At 66.6% G+C, this 16612-nt stretch carries 14 protein-coding genes and 2 tRNA genes; 10 read left to right on the top strand and 6 right to left on the bottom strand.

Annotated elements, in window-relative coordinates; translation table 11 throughout:
- Positions 1-1486: 1486 nt before the first annotated feature.
- From rsmG to rpmH, 6 genes are read right to left on the bottom strand one after another with little or no spacing between them, the layout of a single operon-like run.
- A complete protein-coding gene (gene rsmG / locus ACLQ2Q_RS17600) occupies positions 1487-2116 on the bottom strand; it encodes a 16S rRNA (guanine(527)-N(7))-methyltransferase RsmG (protein WP_425822247.1) in 630 nt (209 codons plus the stop codon).
- A 15-nt stretch (positions 2117-2131) separates the two neighbouring features.
- Positions 2132-2653, bottom strand: coding sequence for a protein jag (locus ACLQ2Q_RS17595; RefSeq protein ID WP_425822245.1), 522 nt, complete (start codon positions 2651-2653; stop codon positions 2132-2134).
- Positions 2654-2681: 28 nt separating this feature from the next.
- The gene (yidC, locus tag ACLQ2Q_RS17590) at positions 2682-3776 is read right to left on the bottom strand and encodes a membrane protein insertase YidC (RefSeq protein ID WP_425822243.1); all 1095 of its coding nucleotides are present in this window, start codon (positions 3774-3776) and stop codon (positions 2682-2684) included.
- 3 nt (positions 3777-3779) lie between these two features.
- Positions 3780-4139, bottom strand: coding sequence for a membrane protein insertion efficiency factor YidD (gene yidD / locus ACLQ2Q_RS17585; RefSeq protein ID WP_425822241.1), 360 nt, complete (start codon positions 4137-4139; stop codon positions 3780-3782).
- Positions 4136-4471, bottom strand: coding sequence for a ribonuclease P protein component (rnpA, locus tag ACLQ2Q_RS17580; RefSeq protein ID WP_425822239.1), 336 nt, complete (start codon positions 4469-4471; stop codon positions 4136-4138). Before rnpA ends, yidD begins: the two co-directional genes overlap by 4 nt.
- Positions 4472-4480: 9 nt before the next feature.
- Positions 4481-4618, bottom strand: a complete 138-nt coding sequence (gene rpmH, locus ACLQ2Q_RS17575; RefSeq protein WP_325483440.1) for a 50S ribosomal protein L34 — start codon at positions 4616-4618, stop codon at positions 4481-4483.
- Between the two features lie 306 nt (positions 4619-4924).
- On the opposite strand from rpmH, the gene dnaA reads away from it, so the two are divergent.
- The 10 genes from dnaA (at position 4925) to ACLQ2Q_RS17525 (ending at position 16327) form a co-directional block, all read left to right on the top strand.
- Positions 4925-6334, top strand: coding sequence for a chromosomal replication initiator protein DnaA (dnaA, locus tag ACLQ2Q_RS17570; protein ID WP_425822237.1), 1410 nt, complete (start codon positions 4925-4927; stop codon positions 6332-6334).
- Positions 6335-6796: 462 nt separating this feature from the next.
- Positions 6797-7939 (top strand): DNA polymerase III subunit beta, encoded by a 1143-nt coding sequence (dnaN, locus tag ACLQ2Q_RS17565; protein WP_425822336.1) that lies wholly within the window; start codon positions 6797-6799, stop codon positions 7937-7939.
- A gap of 215 nt (positions 7940-8154) precedes the next feature.
- Positions 8155-9306, top strand: a complete 1152-nt coding sequence (gene recF, locus ACLQ2Q_RS17560) for a DNA replication/repair protein RecF (RefSeq protein WP_425822235.1) — start codon at positions 8155-8157, stop codon at positions 9304-9306.
- On the top strand, positions 9306-9827 hold the full coding sequence (locus tag ACLQ2Q_RS17555; RefSeq protein WP_425822233.1) for a DUF721 domain-containing protein: 522 nt from the start codon (positions 9306-9308) through the stop codon (positions 9825-9827). The genes recF and ACLQ2Q_RS17555 overlap by 1 nt, the downstream gene beginning before the upstream one ends.
- Before the next feature lie 122 nt (positions 9828-9949).
- The gene (gene gyrB, locus ACLQ2Q_RS17550) at positions 9950-12004 is read left to right on the top strand and encodes a DNA topoisomerase (ATP-hydrolyzing) subunit B (protein WP_425822231.1); all 2055 of its coding nucleotides are present in this window, start codon (positions 9950-9952) and stop codon (positions 12002-12004) included.
- Between the two features lie 181 nt (positions 12005-12185).
- A complete protein-coding gene (gene gyrA / locus ACLQ2Q_RS17545; protein ID WP_425822229.1) occupies positions 12186-14744 on the top strand; it encodes a DNA gyrase subunit A in 2559 nt (852 codons plus the stop codon).
- The gene (locus ACLQ2Q_RS17540) at positions 14741-15142 is read left to right on the top strand and encodes a DUF3566 domain-containing protein (protein ID WP_425822227.1); all 402 of its coding nucleotides are present in this window, start codon (positions 14741-14743) and stop codon (positions 15140-15142) included. Before gyrA ends, ACLQ2Q_RS17540 begins: the two co-directional genes overlap by 4 nt.
- Positions 15143-15191: 49 nt before the next feature.
- A tRNA-Ile gene (locus tag ACLQ2Q_RS17535) sits at positions 15192-15268 on the top strand.
- A 10-nt stretch (positions 15269-15278) separates the two neighbouring features.
- Positions 15279-15351, top strand: a tRNA-Ala gene (locus ACLQ2Q_RS17530).
- Between the two features lies 1 nt (position 15352).
- Complete coding sequence (locus ACLQ2Q_RS17525) at positions 15353-16327, top strand: serine hydrolase domain-containing protein (RefSeq protein ID WP_425822225.1); 975 nt, start codon at positions 15353-15355, stop codon at positions 16325-16327.
- Positions 16328-16612: the final 285 nt, after the last annotated feature.

The following is a 16612-nucleotide window of genomic DNA, read 5'->3' as shown; positions in this document are numbered from 1 at the left end:
AAGACCGAGGACCTCGGCCTTGAGACCTCAGCGATGTGGACACGTTTGCGGGTACGAGGAAGATGGCCTCTGGGCTGTTTCACGTGAAACGGCTAATTCCGTCGGCGTGGCCAGCTCGCGGGGTGCACTTCGATGTGCAGGGGCACACTACGGCAGGGTATCGTGACGAAGACGGGCCCGCTAGGCGGGACCGATCGCCTGACGAGGTTTCACGTGAAACATGAGTCACTCGAGGCAGGTGTCGCCTGCTCGATCTGAGCCACTCTGCCCCCGGTACGCACATTGCACCCGGCCTGCTGTCTACTTCTTGCGCTCGACTTCCCCTCGCCGAGTCCGTAACCGCCGCCGGATGGGCGTTTCACGTGAAACATTCGTCGTCGGAGAGGAGTGCGACTGCGGCATAGGCTCACGCAACGGTCGCGCATTCATGAAATGGTCAGCACGGCGCCTCCCACTGGCGTGCGGCGCTTCCCCCGCCTGGGCGCCGGCAGGCTTGGGCAGGGCCCCCGCGAATGTGACGAGCAATGACCTTGATTTGTAGCCGTCGAGCACGACCAATGAACCCGCTACCTGTCATGCCCGCGTTCCCCGTGAACAGACAGCCGCGGGTTCCCCAGCAAAACCTTGTTTCACGTGAAACGTCACCGCAGGGCGCTATACGCAACGCACCGATCTTTCCTCCCGCTCGCCGCAGGTCACGGCTGCAGATCGCTGCGTGCATGGGAGCTCGGGCCCACGACACCGAAGGCGCCGGTGTCAACCTCATTCACCATGCGCCTGGCGAAGGCGCTGCACCGCGGAGGCTCTTCCGAGTGAGGGGTCAGCGATGACCGCTTCGGCTGGACTGCGGTCTCGAGGAGCCCTAAGGGGCATCGCATCCACTACGCGCCTCGTTTCGCTTCGCTGCTCAGCGACCGGCGGTTGTTACGCCCGCTCGCTGACCGCCGGATGGGTACACTCGCTCAGCGACCGGGAGTTGGTACGCCGGCTCGGCGACCGCGGGATGGTCCGCTGGCTTAGCGACCGGGAGTTGGTACGCCCTCTGAGCGCCCGCGCGGGATGGGTACGCTCGCTGAAGGGACCGGCGGTGGCGGTTTCACGCCCAGAGCGGCCGTTTCACGTGGAACATCGGCAGAGCGTCCGCGGCTTGCGAGTTCACCGCGTTGTTTTCGTTGCGGCAGCCCTCCAAGACATCGCCACACGCACGAAGATGCGCTTACGTTGTGAAAGAAGAGGCAGCGCACCCCATGGCTTCGGTCTTCGGCGGGATTGGGCGCTTCGTCTCACTTCGCCCGCTCAGCGACCGGGCCTCTCGGGACCGACCAGGAACTGAGCCAAGCCTCGAAGGGGCGTCAAACGACAAGCCGGCAATTGCGGTCTCCCCACGTACGCAAGGGCTGCCTCAGCGCGAAATGGCTCCGCAGACGGCGACCCGGCGCCCTGCGTTTCACGTGAAACAGCCACCCGTCGTCAAGGAACAGCCGGGCTACGCCCCCACCGTCGCACGGACCACGCGAGTCGGCTCCTCGAGCACGCCTTCGCCGAGCAGCTCGACGCGGGTGTTCGTCAGCTTGAACTTGCGGATCTGCTTCTCCGCTGCGCCGATCTCACCGGGCGCGCCGGCGCCCTTCAGGAGAATGAGCTCGCCGCCATCGCGGACGAGGGGAGCGGTGAGGGGAATGAGCGTTCGGAGCGCGCTCACCGCGCGCGCCGTCACCGCATCCAGCACCGGCCCTTCCTTCCAGTCCTCTGCACGGCCGCGCACGACCTCGACGTTGTCGAGCTCCAGGGACTCGACCTGCTCGCGCAGCCACGCCACTCTTCGCTCCATCGGCTCTATGAGCACCCAGCGCACGTCCGGTCGGGCGATCGCCAGCACGAGCCCGGGCAGACCAGCCCCGGACCCCACGTCGCCGACGCGTCCCGAGAACAGAGGCGCAGCGATTGCACTGTTGAGCACGTGCCGGCTCCACAGGCGCGGAAGCTCGAGGGGGCCGATCAGGCCGCGCTCTTCGCCGTGCTCGGCGAGCGCCTCGGTGAACCGGCGCGCCGCGTCGACGCGACCGCCGAAGATCGTCGCCGCGGCCGCGGGTTCCTGCTCGAGTTCGCTCACCATGTCGTGTGAAACGGTTCAGCCGCGACTGATGACCGTGTGGCGGTCAGCGCCTTCGCCGTAGGACTCGGAAACGAAGCCGCGGTCGGCCACGATATCGTGCACCAGCTTGCGCTCGTAGCTCGACATCGCCGGGAGCGAGGCCTGGGTGGCTCCCTCTTCGATGCGCGCCACTGCGCGTGAGACGAGGTCCTCGAGTTCCTGCTGACGCGCGTCGCGCGAGCCGCCCACATCCAGGATGACCCGGGAGAACCGCCCGGTCTTGCTCTGCACCGCGAGCCTCGTCAGCTCCTGCAGCGCCTGGACGGTGTCCGGGTCGGAGATGAGGCGCAAGGCGTCGTCATCCGCCTCGACCGAGACGTACGCGCGCCCTTGGCGCACATCCATCTCCAGGTCACCGTCGATGTCGGCGATGTCGAGAAGACCTTCGAGGTAGTCGGCGGCGATGTCGCCTTCCTCTTCGAGCTGGGCGACCGTCGCACTGACGCGATCGGACCCCGCTAGGGGGCCGTCGTTCACGATCTCGGGCGTGGAGTTCATGCGAGTTCCTTCTTGGGGGAGTGACAGATCAGGAGCCGGTGCCTTGGGCGGCCGCACCGCCGCCGGCATCCTTCGCGGGAGGCTTCACGGCTCCGGGCGCCGCGGGCTTCGCGCCCTGCTTCTTGGCGCGCTGCTTGCCGACGGGCTGCTGGCGCTTCGGCGTAGCGGCACGTGCACGCTCGGCCTCCTCGAACAGCCGCTGCTGCTCGGCCTGGTACTTCTCCATCGGGATGACCTTGCCGGTCGCGTCGAGGGCTTTGCCCTTGCGAGCGAGCCGCTCCTCGCGCATCTTGGCCGCGTCGGATCCGGGAGTCGGCATGTTGCGGATGACGAGGAACTGCTGACCCATCGTCCACAGGTTGCTCGTGAACCAGTAGATGACGACGCCCAGCGGGAAGAAGACACCCGAGAAGATGAAGGCCAGCGGCAGGATGTAGAGCATGATCTTCTGCATCTGGTAGGCCTGGCCGGTCTTCGCCTCGGGGGAGAGGTTCTTCGAGATGATCTGCAACTGGGTGAAGAACTGGGACAGGATCATCAGCACGACGAGTGTGAGCAGGATGCCGACGGTGACCTGCCACCCGGTGTCCTGGGCCTCCCACGCACCGACGAGGGTGTCGTGCAGCGAGGCCACGCCGAAGAGCTTGGCGTTGTAGAACTCCTCGGTGAGCGCCGGTGTCATGGGTCCCACGCCACCGATGCCTGCGGCGGCATGCTTCGTCACGTCGTTCAGAACGCTGAACAGGGCGAAGAAGATGGGCATCTGCACCAGGAGTGGCAGGCATCCCGAGACCGGGCTCGTGCCGTGCTTCTTATACAGGGCCATCGTCTCGCGGCTCATGGCCTCACGAGAGAGCTGATCCTTCTTGCCTTTGTACTTCTCCTGAACTTTTCGCAGTTCAGGGGCAATTTCCATCATCTTTCGCTGGCTCTTGATCTGCTTCACGAAGAGCGGAATGAGCGCGGAACGGACGACCAGCACCAGGCCGATGATCGCGAGCACCCAGGTGATGCCGGCCGCGGCCGGCAGGCCCATGGCGGTGAAGAGCCAGTGCCAGAAGACCAGCACGAGCTCGACGACCCACTTGAGGGGCCAGAGGATGATTCCGATCAGATCCGGCACGGATCAGTCCTTTCTCGGGGAAACAGGTACGACGTAACCGTGCGGGGTGAGGTCGTACCGGAAGTTCTTGTGGAGAGGCACGTCATCGACGCCGCCCTTCGCCCACGGGTGGCACCGTGCGATCCGCGCTGCCGCCATCGCGGATCCCTTCATCGCTCCGTGCTGCTGCACGGCGCCGACGGCATAGGCCGAACACGATGGGTAGTACTTGCACACGTCCCCATACGTATGCGAAATGGTCGCACGGTAACCATGGAGAAGGCTCAACGCCGCATTGCGCGGAACAAGGGGCAGGAAGTGCAAGAAATCGGATGCCGCGAGCCGGGCGTTCCCGGTCGACGCGGACGGAAGGGTGGCGCTCATGCCGCTCTCCGAGCGAGACAGCGCGCGACCTCTGCGTGCAACACCGCGAAGTCGGCCGTCGCGGCGGAAGGCAGTGCCCGGATGACGATGTCCGATCCGGCCCGAACGCCGGGCAGCTCCCGAAGACAGAGCGCCTTGAGGCGACGGCGGACGGTGTTGCGTGTGACTGCTGAGCCGACCTGCTTGCTCACGATGAAGCCGAACCGCACCGCATGGTCGTCATCGGATGCCCGAACGTACGTGACCGTGTGAGCGCCCGCGCATCGAGCGCCCCGCCGGACGACCGCTTTGTAATCGGCTCCGCGGGTGATTCGATTCGGCCTCGAGAGCACCGGGTGGGTCTACGCGGAAAGCTCGGTGCGGCCCTTGGCGCGACGAGCGGCCAGGATGCCACGACCGGCACGCGTACGCATGCGAGCGCGGAAGCCGTGCTTCTTGGCCCGGCGACGGGTGTTGGGCTGGTAGGTGCGCTTGGTCATTGGATCACTCCGGAGATGCTGTCACCGGGATCGCTGCAGCCGGAGACATCGTGGACGGGGAAACTGCCTCGAAGGCATAAGTCAACTAAGTAAGGCTACGTCCTAGCTCCGGTCATCGCAAACCGACAGCCCGCGTGGTGCATTATCCACAATCTCATCCTGTACCCCTGGCAGGGACACGCGGGCGACACCTACAGTGGATTTTGCTCTGTCGGGACGGCTGGCTACCGTGTCACAGGCAGTTATCCACAGGCTCGCGTGATCGATCCGTTTCCAGTCGTGGGTGCCACAACACCCGGGGGGGCCATGTCTCAGCACCAAGTTCCAGATGTTCCGATCTGGTCGGCCGTGCTCGGTCACCTCGACGGCGACGATCGCGTCAGCCCGCAGATGCAGGGATTCCTGAATCTCGCCGTGCCGCAGGGCGTCATGGGCGGCACCCTCTATCTCGATGTGCCGAACGACCTCACCGCAGCGCAGATCAACAAGCGCATGCGGGCGCCGATCATGGAGGCCCTGGCCCGCATCGAGATGGACCCGGCGGCCAGCACGTTCCGGGTCGTGGTGAATCCAGAGCTCGCGGGCAATCACATGTCGGCGCAGCTCCCTGTCCACGAGGAGAGGTCCCCGGCCACGCGGGAGCAGCCGGTCGCCGACCCGCCCGCGTCCTTCTCGTCCCGCAGCGACACGCGCCTGAATCCGAAGTACACCTTCGACAACTTCGTGATCGGCCAGTCCAACCGCTTCGCCCACGCCGCCGCGGTGGCCGTCGCCGAAGCGCCGGCGAAGGCGTATAACCCGCTCTTCATCTACGGCGACTCGGGGCTCGGCAAGACGCACCTGCTGCACGCCATCGGCGACTACGCGCTCAGCCTCTACACCGGCGTCCGGGTGCGGTACGTGTCGAGCGAGGAATTCACGAACGACTTCATCAACTCGATCGCCAACAACCGGGGCTCCGCCTTCCAGGCGCGCTACCGGGATGTCGACATCCTGCTCATCGACGACATCCAATTCCTGCAGGGACGAGCCGAGACGCAGGAGGCGTTCTTCCACACCTTCAACACGCTGCACGATCACGACAAGCAGGTCGTGATCACGAGCGACGTGGCGCCGAAGCATCTGACGGGGTTCGAGGACCGCATGCGCAGCCGCTTCGAGTGGGGCCTCATCACCGATGTGCAGGCACCCGACCTCGAGACCCGCATCGCCATCCTTCGGAAGAAGGCCCAGAGCGAGCGCCTGCAGATCCCGGATGAGGTCCTGGAATACATCGCGACGGTCGTCTCGTCCAACATCCGGGAGCTCGAGGGCGCCCTCATCCGGGTGTCGGCCTTCGCGAGCCTCAATCGTTCGACGCTCGACATGTCGCTGGCCCAGACGGTGCTCCGCGACATCATCGACCAGGCCGAGGACAACGTCGTCTCTCCGACCGACATCATCAATGCGACGGCCGCCTACTTCAAGCTCACCGTCGACGACCTGTACGGGTCGAGCCGCTCGCAGGCGGTCGCCACGGCGCGACAGATCGCGATGTACCTGTGCAGGGAGCGGACCAGCCTCTCTCTTCCGAAGATCGGTCAGCTGTTCGGCAACCGGGATCACACGACGGTGATGTACGCGTACAAGAAGATCAGCGACCTGATGAAGGAGCGCCGCTCGCTCTACAACCAGGTCACCGAGATCACGACGCAGCTCGGCCGCCTGCCTCGCTGAGGCGCTTTTCGATCCATTCCGCTCGCCGGCGACACGCTGGCCAGCGGATGCCGCGGCGCGCACGCCCTCGTACGCCATATGCGCGAAGCCGCGCTTGACACGCGCCCCGGGACGGGCCAATATGCGGTTCTTCACAATGTGGATAACTTGTGGATAAGTCGTGCAGCGGGCCGGCCCGCTGTGCACTCCTGTGGAAACCGAGGTCCTCGACGCCAGGAGGGCGGATGGTCGATCGGGGGCCTGTCCGCACCGCTTCCACATCTCACACGCGTGTAGTTCCGGTGTCCCGACAGGCTTCCACCGACTTATCCACAGTATCCACAGGCGTTAAGACCATTAACGAGTCCCTTCAATGAAATCCCCGTTCGATCACCTCAAGGGCGACAGTGTCGACGGCCTGGCGGCGCGGGCGGTGGGCACTAGCATGGGAGAGCCATGGCCCAGGACGGCAAGGGAGCGCCAGTGAGGTTCCACGTCAATCGCGACGTCTTCAGCGAAGCGGTGTCATTCGTCGTCAAGCTGCTTCCGCAGCGCAACCCTCAGCCGATCCTCGCCGGAGTCCTGATCGAGGCCACCGATAACGGGCTGTCGCTGTCGGCGTTCGACTACGAGGCGTCGGCTCGCACGACGATCGAAGCGACGGTGGACGAACCCGGCACCATCCTCGTGCACGGCCGGCTGCTCTCGGAGATCGCAAGCCGCCTGCCGAACGCGCCGATCCAGGTCTCGGTCGACGACGACGGCGGGATCGCACTCTCCTGCGGTTCGGCCCGGTTCACGCTCGCCTCGATGCCCGTCCAGGAGTACCCGGCCATTCCGGAGGTCTCCGGCGAGTCCGGCCTCGTTCCCGCCGACGATTTCGGCACCGCGATCGCGCAGGTCGCCTTCGCCGCCTCGCGCGATGATGTCACTCCCGTCCTCACCGGCGTGCAGCTCGAGGTGACCGGCCAGCAGCTGAGTCTCGTGGCCACCGACCGATACCGCGTCGCTCTGCGCGACATCCCTTGGGACGGCGGAACAGAAGAGTCCACGAACGCGCTCGTCCCGGCCCGCACCCTTCAGGAAGTCGGCAAGACCTTCGCGCACAGCGGCGACATCTCGATCGCATTCTCCGGCTCGGGCGATCGCGAGATCATCGCCTTCACCGCCGGGAACAAGACCGTCACCTCGCTGCTGATCAAGGGCAACTTCCCGCCCGTTCGCCGACTCTTCCCCGACCAGACCGATCACCACGCCGTCGTCAACACCGCCGAGCTGGCCGAGGCCGTCCGTCGTGTGTCGCTGGTGCTCGATCGCTCGGCGCCGCTGCGCTTCAGCTTCACCACCGATGGAGTGACGATGGATGCCTCCGGCGGCGAGCAGGCCCGCGCCTCCGAAACGGTGGATGCGCACCTCATCGGCGATGATGTGACGCTGGGGCTCAACCCGCAGTACCTGCTCGAGGCGCTCACGGCCGTGAAGAGCGAGTTCGTGCGGATCACGTTCACATCGAGCGACAACGCCAACAAGCTGAGCCCGGTGCTGATCACGAGCCAGACATCCGTCGACAAGGCGGGTGCCGACACGTTCAAGTACCTGTTGCAGCCGAACCTCCTGCTGCGCTGACCCTTCCGGTCGCCGCGCCTCTCGAGGCGTCGACCCCTCCGGTCGCCGAGCTTGTCGAGGCGTCGACCCCTCCGGTCGCCGAGCTTGTCGAGGCGTCGACCCTTCGACAGGCTCAGGGACCGTGCCGCGGCTCAGGGACCGTGCCGCGGCTCGGGGCGTAGACGCGCACGCTCAGGGCCGCCGGCGACGTCACAGGCCACGGGTAGTCTGACGCAGTGATCGTGGAGCATCTGAGCCTGGTGGACTTCCGCAACTATGCGGCCGCCGAGGTCGACCTCCACGGCGGTCCGAACGTCTTCGTCGGGAGGAACGGTCAGGGCAAGACGAACCTGGCCGAGGCGATCGCCTACCTCGCGACGCTGGGTTCGCATAGGGTGTCGAACGATGCGCCGATGGTGCGGGAGGGCCGGGATGCCGCGATCATCCGCGCCCGCCTCGCGCACGGTGACCGCAAGGTGACGCTCGAAGTGCAGCTCAACCGCCAGGGTTCGAACAAGGCGCGGGTGGGCGGCGCCCCCGTCAAGCCGGCCGAGCTGCCCCGCTACGCGCACGTGGTGCTCTTCGCACCGGAGGATCTGCAGATCGTGCGCGGTGACCCGTCGACGAGAAGGCGGTTCGTGGATCAGCTGCTCGTGCAGCGCCGGCCGCGGATGGCGGGAGTGCTCGCCGACTACGACCGCGTTCTCCGGCAGCGCACCGCCCTGCTCAAGTCCGCACGAGCGCGGGGCGTTCGGGGGGAAGGCCTCTCGACCCTCGACGTCTGGGATGACAAGCTCGTGGCGCTCGGATCGGAGATCATCGACGCGCGCAGCGCGCTGGCCGACGAGCTGGCCGAACCGGTCTCCCGGTCGTACTCGGCCATCGCGGGTGCCGACCACGAACCCCGGCTGGAGTGGTCGCTGTCGGTGCGCGGCGCCGATCCGGAGGACGGCGATCCCTCGGAGGCCCCGAGTGCGGACGCATCCACCGCCGAGCTCTTCCGCTCCGCGCTCGCTGCCAAGCGGTCGGCAGAGCTCGAGAGGGGACTCACGATGGTCGGACCGCATCGCGACGACCTCGTACTGCGCGTGCGCGGTCTTCCCGTCAAGGGATATGCGTCGCACGGCGAGTCGTGGTCGGTCGCGCTCGCGCTGCGTCTCGCATCGGCCGAGCTGCTGCGTGCCGACTCCCCTGCCGGGGACCCCGTGCTGATCCTCGACGACGTCTTCGCGGAGCTCGACACCGATCGCCGGGCCCGGCTGGCCTCGCTGGCCGCCGGCTACGAGCAGGTGGTGGTGACGGCCGCGGTGGAGGAGGATGTGCCTCAGGCATTGGCCGCTCGGGTCGTCCGCGTCGAGGCCGGCCGGATCGTGGAGGAGGCTTCGTGATGGATTCGTCGCGCCGCGGCCCGCTCGGTCAGGGCGCCACTGATGCGGTGCCGGAGACCATCGCCACCTACCTGCGCCTGCGGGGGCTCGAGCCCAGTGCGGCCGCTGTCCGCCGGCGCCGGTGGCGTGGTGCCGTCGATGACGAGAACGCGCCCTTCACTCCTGGTCGCGACCCGAAGGGCCTCGGCGATGCGCTGAGCGACCTGACACGGGAGTCGGGGTGGGTTCCCCAGCTGGCGCGCGAAGACCTCGTGCTCCAGTGGAAGGATGTCGCCGGCGAGGACACCGCCCGGCATGCTCAGCCGGTGGCCCTCAGCGACGGAATATTGACGATCCGGTGCGACTCCACGGCGTGGGCGAAGCAGCTGCAGCTGATGCGCTCGCAGATCCTCTCGCAGATCCTGTCGCGACACCCGGATGCCGAGGTGACGGCGGTGCGCTTCGTCGGGCCTGACGTCCCCTCCTGGAAATGGGGTCCCAGAGCCATTCCAGGCCGTGGCCCGCGCGATACCTACGGTTGAGACACGTCGTTTCCTCCCCAGGTCGATTCCATCGCGCCACAGGGGCTTATAGCGCACGTGCTGCGGCCGATAGTTGATAGACTGGAGCGGCCCCGAATAACGATGTGGAGTGCGCCGAGAATATGACGTCTCAGACCCCCGACAGCCTGTCCGAAGACCTCGATCAGCGCACCGCAGAAGAACTGCCAGCCGAGAGAATCCACGCGGACTACGGGGCCGATGAGATCCAGGTGCTCGAGGGTCTCGAAGCGGTGCGCAAGCGCCCTGGCATGTACATCGGCTCCACCGGACCTCGGGGCCTGCATCACCTGGTGCAGGAGATCGTCGACAACTCCGTCGACGAGGCGCTCGCCGGCTACTGCAACCTCATCGACGTGACGATCCTGCCGGACGGCGGCGTGCGCGTCGTGGACAACGGACGCGGCATCCCGGTCGACATCCACAAGATCGAGGGACGGTCGACCGTCGAGGTGGTGCTCACCGTGCTGCACGCCGGTGGCAAGTTCGGCGGCGGCGGGTACGCCGTCTCCGGCGGCCTGCACGGCGTCGGTTCGTCGGTCGTGAACGCCCTCTCCACGCGCTTGGAGGTGGAGGTGCGTCGACAGGGATACGTCTGGCGTCAGTCCTACCGTGACGGCGGGGTTCCCCAGGCCCCGCTGGAGCGGGCCGAGGAGAGCACCGAGACCGGCACCACGATCACCTTCTGGCCAGACCCCGCGATCTTCGAATCGGTCGACTTCGAGTACGACACGCTGCGCACCCGCTTCCAGCAGATGGCATTCCTGAACAAGGGCCTGCGCATCGATCTGCGCGACGAGCGCCCGTCCTCGGCCTACGACGAGGAGACAGAACCGGGCCAGGTCGTCCTGCAGCAGCCGAACGACAGCTTCCTCTACGAACGCGGTCTCGTGGACTACGTCGAGTACCTCAACCGGGTGCGCAAGGCGGAGCACGTCAACGAAGACGTCATCGACTTCGATTCGGAGGACACCGAGCGCAAGATCGCGCTCGAGGTCGCGATGCAGTGGACCACCGGCTACACCGAGAACGTCTTCACCTACGCCAACACGATCAACACGCACGAGGGCGGCACGCACGAAGAGGGATTCCGCGCCGCGCTCACGACGCTCGTGAACAAGTACGCGCGAGCGCAGGGTCTGCTCAAGGAGAAGGACGAGAACCTCTCGGGCGACGACGTGCGGGAGGGGCTGACCGCTGTCATCTCCGTGAAGCTCTCCGAGCCGCAGTTCGAGGGGCAGACGAAGACGAAGCTGGGCAACACCGAGGCCAAGGCGTTCGTGCAGAAGGTCGTGGGCGACCGCCTCGGCGACTGGTTCGATCGCAACCCGGCGCAGGCCAAGAACATCGTGCGCAAGGCGATCGACGCGGCTACCGCGCGCCTCGCGGCGCGCAAGGCCCGGGAGACCGCCCGGCGCAAGAGCGTCTTCGAGAGCGCGGCGATGCCCGACAAGCTCAAGGACTGCACCAGCAAGGACCCGTCGATCAGCGAGATCTTCCTCGTCGAGGGCGACTCGGCCGGTGGCTCGGCGGTGCAGGGCCGGGATCCGCACACCCAGGCGATCCTGGCGCTCCGCGGCAAGATCCTGAACGTCGAGCGCGCGCGGCTCGACCGGGCCCTCGGCAACAAAGAGGTGCAGGCGATGATCCAGGCCTTCGGCACGGGCATCGGCGAAGAGTTCGACATCGGCAAGGCCCGCTACCACAAGATCGTCCTGATGGCGGATGCCGACGTCGACGGTCAGCACATCACCACGCTCCTGCTGACGCTTCTGTTCCGCTACATGCGCGGGCTCATCGAGGCGGGGTTCGTGTACCTCGCGCAGCCGCCGCTGTTCCGGCTGAAATGGTCGAACTCCCCGCACGAGTACGTCTACAGCGACCGTGAACGCGATGCGCTCCTCACGGAGGGCATCGCCGGAGGCAAGCGCATCCCGAAGGACAACGGCATCCAGCGCTACAAGGGTCTCGGCGAGATGAACGACAAGGAGCTGTGGGAGACCACCATGGATCCGGAGACCCGCACGCTCCGCCAGGTGACGATCGACGACGCGGCCGCCGCCGACGAGATCTTCACGATCCTGATGGGCGAAGACGTCGAATCGCGCCGCGGCTTCATCCAGCGCAACGCCAAGGACGTCCGGTTCCTTGACATCTGACACCCCCCTTCCAGCCCCAGCGAGGCAGACGCGGGGTCGCACCCCCGCCATCTCCGCACCGCACGACGCGCACGCCGGCGCAGCGATGCTCCCGCTGAGGCAATCGGGGTAGGGGCCCCGCTCTTGCCTCAGCAGGAGCATCGCGGAGCCGGCCCCCAGCACATCGAACGAAACGAAGAACATGACTGACGCAGAACGACCCGCCGTCCCCGAGCACAACCACGGCCGCATCGACCAGATCGATCTGCAGGCCGAGATGCAGCGCAGCTACCTCGACTATGCGATGAGCGTGATCATCGGCCGCGCACTGCCGCGCGTCGAGGACGGTCTGAAGCCCGTGCACCGCCGTGTGATCTACGCGATGTACGACGGCGGGTTCCGTCCAGACAAGTCGTTCTCCAAGTGCGCGCGTGTGGTGGGCGAAGTCATGGGCCACTACCACCCGCACGGCGATGCGCCGATCTACGACGCCCTGGTCCGCCTCGTGCAGCCGTGGTCGCTGCGGTACCCGCTGGCCCTCGGTCAGGGAAACTTCGGCTCTCCGGGCAACCAGGGCGCCGCCGCGCCCCGGTACACCGAGACGAAGATGGCCCCGCTCGCGCTCGAGATGGTGCGCGACATCGAGGAAGACACCGTCGACTTCCAGGACAACTACGACGGCCAGACGCAGGAGCCCGTCGTGCTCCCTTCGCGCTTCCCGAACCTGCTGGTCAACGGCTCGGTCGGCATCGCGGTCGGCATGGCGACCAACATCCCGCCGCACAACCTCCGAGAGGTCTCCAACGGCGCACTCTGGGCGCTCGAGAACCCCGAGGCCACGCGCGAGGAGCTGCTCGAGGCCCTCATGGAGCGGATCCCCGGGCCGGACTTCCCGACGCACGCGCAGATCCTCGGCACGCGCGGCATCAAGGACGCCTACCGCACCGGTCGGGGCTCCATCACGATGCGAGCCGTGGTCAACGTCGAAGAGGTGCAGGGCCGCACCTGCCTCGTGATCACCGAGCTGCCGTATCAGGTGAACCCCGACAATGTCGCCGTGAAGATCAGCGACCTCGCGCGCGAGGGCAGGATCACCGGTATCGCCGACATCCGCGACGAGTCGTCCGGGCGCACCGGTCAGCGCCTCGTGATCGTGCTGAAGCGGGATGCCGTCGCCAAGGTCGTGCTGAACAACCTGTACAAGCACACTCAGCTGCAGGAGAACTTCGGCGCGAACATGCTCGCGATCGTCGACGGCGTGCCGCGCACGCTGCCCCTCGACGGGTTCATCACGCACTGGATCGATCACCAGATCGAGGTCATCGTCCGGCGCACGCGGTTCCGCCTTCGCAAGGCGGAAGAGCGCATGCACATCCTGCGCGGCTACCTCAAGGCGCTGGACGCGCTCGACGACGTGATCGCGCTGATCCGCCGCTCGCCGACGGTGGACGACGCCCGCGAGGGCCTGAAGTCCTTGCTCGAGATCGACGACATCCAGGCCGATGCGATCCTCGCGATGCAGCTGCGTCGCCTGGCGGCCCTGGAGCGCCAGAAGATCATCGACGAGGCCACGGACCTCGAGGCGCAGATCGCGGACTTCAAGGCGATCCTGGCGGACCCGGCGCGTCAGCGCACCATCATCCGCGACGAGCTCGTCGGCATCGTCGACCGCTTCGGCGATGACCGCCGCACGCAGATCCTGCCCGGCTACGACGGCGACATGTCGCACGAGGACCTCATTCCCGAAGAGGAGATGGTGCTCACCGTCACCCGCGACGGGTACATCAAGCGCACGCGCAGTGACAATTACCGGTCGCAGCACCGCGGCGGAAAGGGCGTCAAGGGCGCCCAGCTGCGCGCGGACGACGTGGTGGAGCACTTCTTCGTGACCACCACGCACCACTGGCTGCTGTTCTTCACCACCAAGGGCCGCGTGTATCGCATCAAGGCCTACGAGGTGGGCGAGGCGGGCCGCGACGCCAAGGGTCAGCACGTCGCGAACCTGCTCGCCCTGCAGCCGGGCGAGGAGATCGCCCAGATCCTCGACATCCGCGACTACTCCGTCGCGACGTATCTCGTGCTGGCTACCCGGGGCGGCCTCATCAAGAAGACGCGTCTGGCCGAATACGACACGAACCGGCAGGGCGGCGTCATCGCCATCAAGCTGCGCGAAGACGACGAGGTGACGAGCGCGATGCTCGTCGAGGAGGGCGATGGCATCCTGCTGATCAGCCGGCACGGCATGTCGCTGCGCTTCACCGCGTCCGACGAGTCGCTGCGCCCGATGGGGCGCTCCACCGAGGGAGTGAAGGGAATGTCGTTCCGCGGACACGACAGCCTGCTCTCCGCCTCGGTGGTCAGGGATCAGGGCTACGTCTTCGTCGTCACCGAGGGCGGCTACGCGAAGCGCACCTCCGTCGACCAGTACCGCGGCCAGAGCCGAGGCGGGATCGGCATCAAGGTCGCACGCCTGAACGATGATCGCGGGGTGCTCGCCGGCGGTCTGATCGTGGGAGAGGACGACGAGGTCTTGGTGGTTCTTGCCAGCGGCAAGGTGGTACGCTCTGCCGTGGCCGAGGTCCCCGCCAAGGGCCGCGACACCATGGGCGTCGTGTTTGCACGCGCCGGCGACGAGGATCGAATCATCGCGATCGCTCGCAACGGAGAGCGCGGCCTGGCCATAGCAGCCGAAGCTGCCGACGATGCAGCCGATGAGGTCGAAGCCTCCACCGACATCCCCGAGGAAAGTACTGACGCATGAGCACCGTAGCCGACAAGCTCGCCAAGAAGTCCACCAGCAAGTCCAGTTCGAAGCAGGTGCGCCTGCGCCTGGTCTATATCGACTTCTGGTCGGCTGTGAAGCTTTCGTTCCTCGCCGCCGTCGCCCTCGCGATCGTCACGGTCGTCACGTTCTTCCTCGTCTACACGGTGGTGCAGACCACCGGCCTGGTCGCCCAAGTCGACGAGTTCTTCCAGAGCTTCTCGGACGGCATCTCGATCCAGTCCTTCGTCGGGCTCCCCCAGGTGATGGCCTTCGCGGCCGTCGTCGCCATCCTCAACCTCATCGTCGTGACGGTCCTGGGCGCCGTGGTCGCCGGCATCTACAATCTCGCGGTCAAGATCACCGGCGGTCTCCTGGTGGGGTTCACCTCGAACTAGGGCCGGTTTCTCGAAACCGAAACCTTCAGGTAAAGTCTTGGAGGTTGACGGGGGTATAGCTCAGGCGGTTAGAGCGCTTCACTGATAATGAAGAGGTCCCAGGTTCAAGTCCTGGTACCCCCACCACCTCGCCTCAGGGGCCTTAGCTCAGTTGGTAGAGCGCCTGCTTTGCAAGCAGGATGTCAGGAGTTCGATTCTCCTAGGCTCCACATGCAGTTCACCCCCGCGTTCGACTGGGCCGAGCGTCAAGTCGAGCGGGGAATCCTTCCCACGGCCGTTCTGGGTATCGCCACGGCCGAAGAGATCATCGACATCCGGGCATACGGGTCCGACGGCCGGCGTGCGGCGACGCCGGACGATGTCTACCCGCTGTTCTCGGTCACCAAGCCGCTCGTCGGACTGGTCGCCCTGCGGGCCGTCGAGCGGGGACGGCTCTCGCTCGAGGCTCCGCTCGATCGGGTCATCCCCGAGCTGCGGGGGCTCGGACGCTCGCCGGTGCGACTGCACCACCTGCTCAGCCACACGAGCGGCCTCTCCGAGCCGGCGTTCGATGTCCAGGGTCCGCTGCTCGACGTTCTTCGCAAGGCCGGCTCGGACTTCGCCCCAGGCAGCGCAACGCGGTACTCATCGCTCGCCTTCGAGGGCGTGCGTGTGCTCGTCGAGGACGCCACGGGCATGAGCCTGGACGAGGGGCTGCGCGAAGCCTTCTCCGCCGTGTCGGCCGCAGGGATCGCCTTCGACCCGGTCTCCGAGCCGCACCGGGTGCATGGCCGTGGAGACTTCGACCCCGCTCGATTCGCGTCGTTGCGGCATCCCGGGGCCGGCCTGTACGGCCGTGCGGCCGACCTGCTCGCCATCGGGCGGTCGCTGATCGCCGACGACGGGGCGATCGTCACTCCCCTCGCACTGTCCGCGTCGCTGGAGCCGCGCACGGGCGGACTCCCGAAGCTGGAGCCGTATCCTGCCGAGCGGGGTCAGGAATGGGGGCTGTCCTGGAACCTGCTGCGGCGTGCTCCGGGCATGCTCGCACGCGACGTCTACGGCCACGCCGGCTGGGCGGGGGCGGAGTTCTGGATGCTGCCCGATGCGGGCGCCTGTGTGGTGCTGCTGACTCACCGGGTGGATGCCCCGGCCGCGGGACTCGATGTGGCGGAACTGCTGAATGCGGTTTCGTCCGGCCTCTGACCGCTCCTGTCTTGGGCCAGATTCTGTCCCCCAAGAGGGGGACAGGCGCCCGATTTGTAGATCACGTCCTCCGTATGGGGGACAGTATGTAGAAGGCGCACAAGGAATGCGCCACCGCATCCTTGCTTTCTCTTCGCACGCCGCTATAGTTTGCGCCCCCGCCGCCGGGAGCCGATAAACCTGCCTCACATACGTCGGACACCGTAGTCCGACTCCTGGGGGGAATCTCATGTTCTGGTCATGGTTGAGGCTCGGGGCTGCGGCCGCCGGCCTGTCAGGGGTAGC

Source organism: Microbacterium sp. DT81.1 (assembly GCF_049844955.1).
Lineage (GTDB): Bacteria > Actinomycetota > Actinomycetes > Actinomycetales > Microbacteriaceae > Microbacterium.
This window is presented reverse-complemented; position numbering and strand designations above follow the sequence as displayed.

Excerpts from the sequence above, each read along its gene's own strand:
- rsmG (WP_425822247.1), bottom strand. The coding sequence starts at position 2,116 with ATGGTGAGCGAACTCGAGCAGGAACCCGCGGCCGCGGCGACGATCTTC.
- gyrA (WP_425822229.1), top strand. The coding sequence starts at position 12,186 with ATGACTGACGCAGAACGACCCGCCGTCCCCGAGCACAACCACGGCCGC.
- ACLQ2Q_RS17525 (WP_425822225.1), top strand. The coding sequence starts at position 15,353 with ATGCAGTTCACCCCCGCGTTCGACTGGGCCGAGCGTCAAGTCGAGCGG.
- ACLQ2Q_RS17540 (WP_425822227.1), top strand. The coding sequence starts at position 14,741 with ATGAGCACCGTAGCCGACAAGCTCGCCAAGAAGTCCACCAGCAAGTCC.
- dnaA (WP_425822237.1), top strand. The coding sequence starts at position 4,925 with ATGTCTCAGCACCAAGTTCCAGATGTTCCGATCTGGTCGGCCGTGCTC.
- yidD (WP_425822241.1), bottom strand. The coding sequence starts at position 4,139 with ATGAGCGCCACCCTTCCGTCCGCGTCGACCGGGAACGCCCGGCTCGCG.
- ACLQ2Q_RS17555 (WP_425822233.1), top strand. The coding sequence starts at position 9,306 with ATGGATTCGTCGCGCCGCGGCCCGCTCGGTCAGGGCGCCACTGATGCG.
- gyrB (WP_425822231.1), top strand. The coding sequence starts at position 9,950 with ATGACGTCTCAGACCCCCGACAGCCTGTCCGAAGACCTCGATCAGCGC.
- ACLQ2Q_RS17595 (WP_425822245.1), bottom strand. The coding sequence starts at position 2,653 with ATGAACTCCACGCCCGAGATCGTGAACGACGGCCCCCTAGCGGGGTCC.
- rpmH (WP_325483440.1), bottom strand. The coding sequence starts at position 4,618 with ATGACCAAGCGCACCTACCAGCCCAACACCCGTCGCCGGGCCAAGAAG.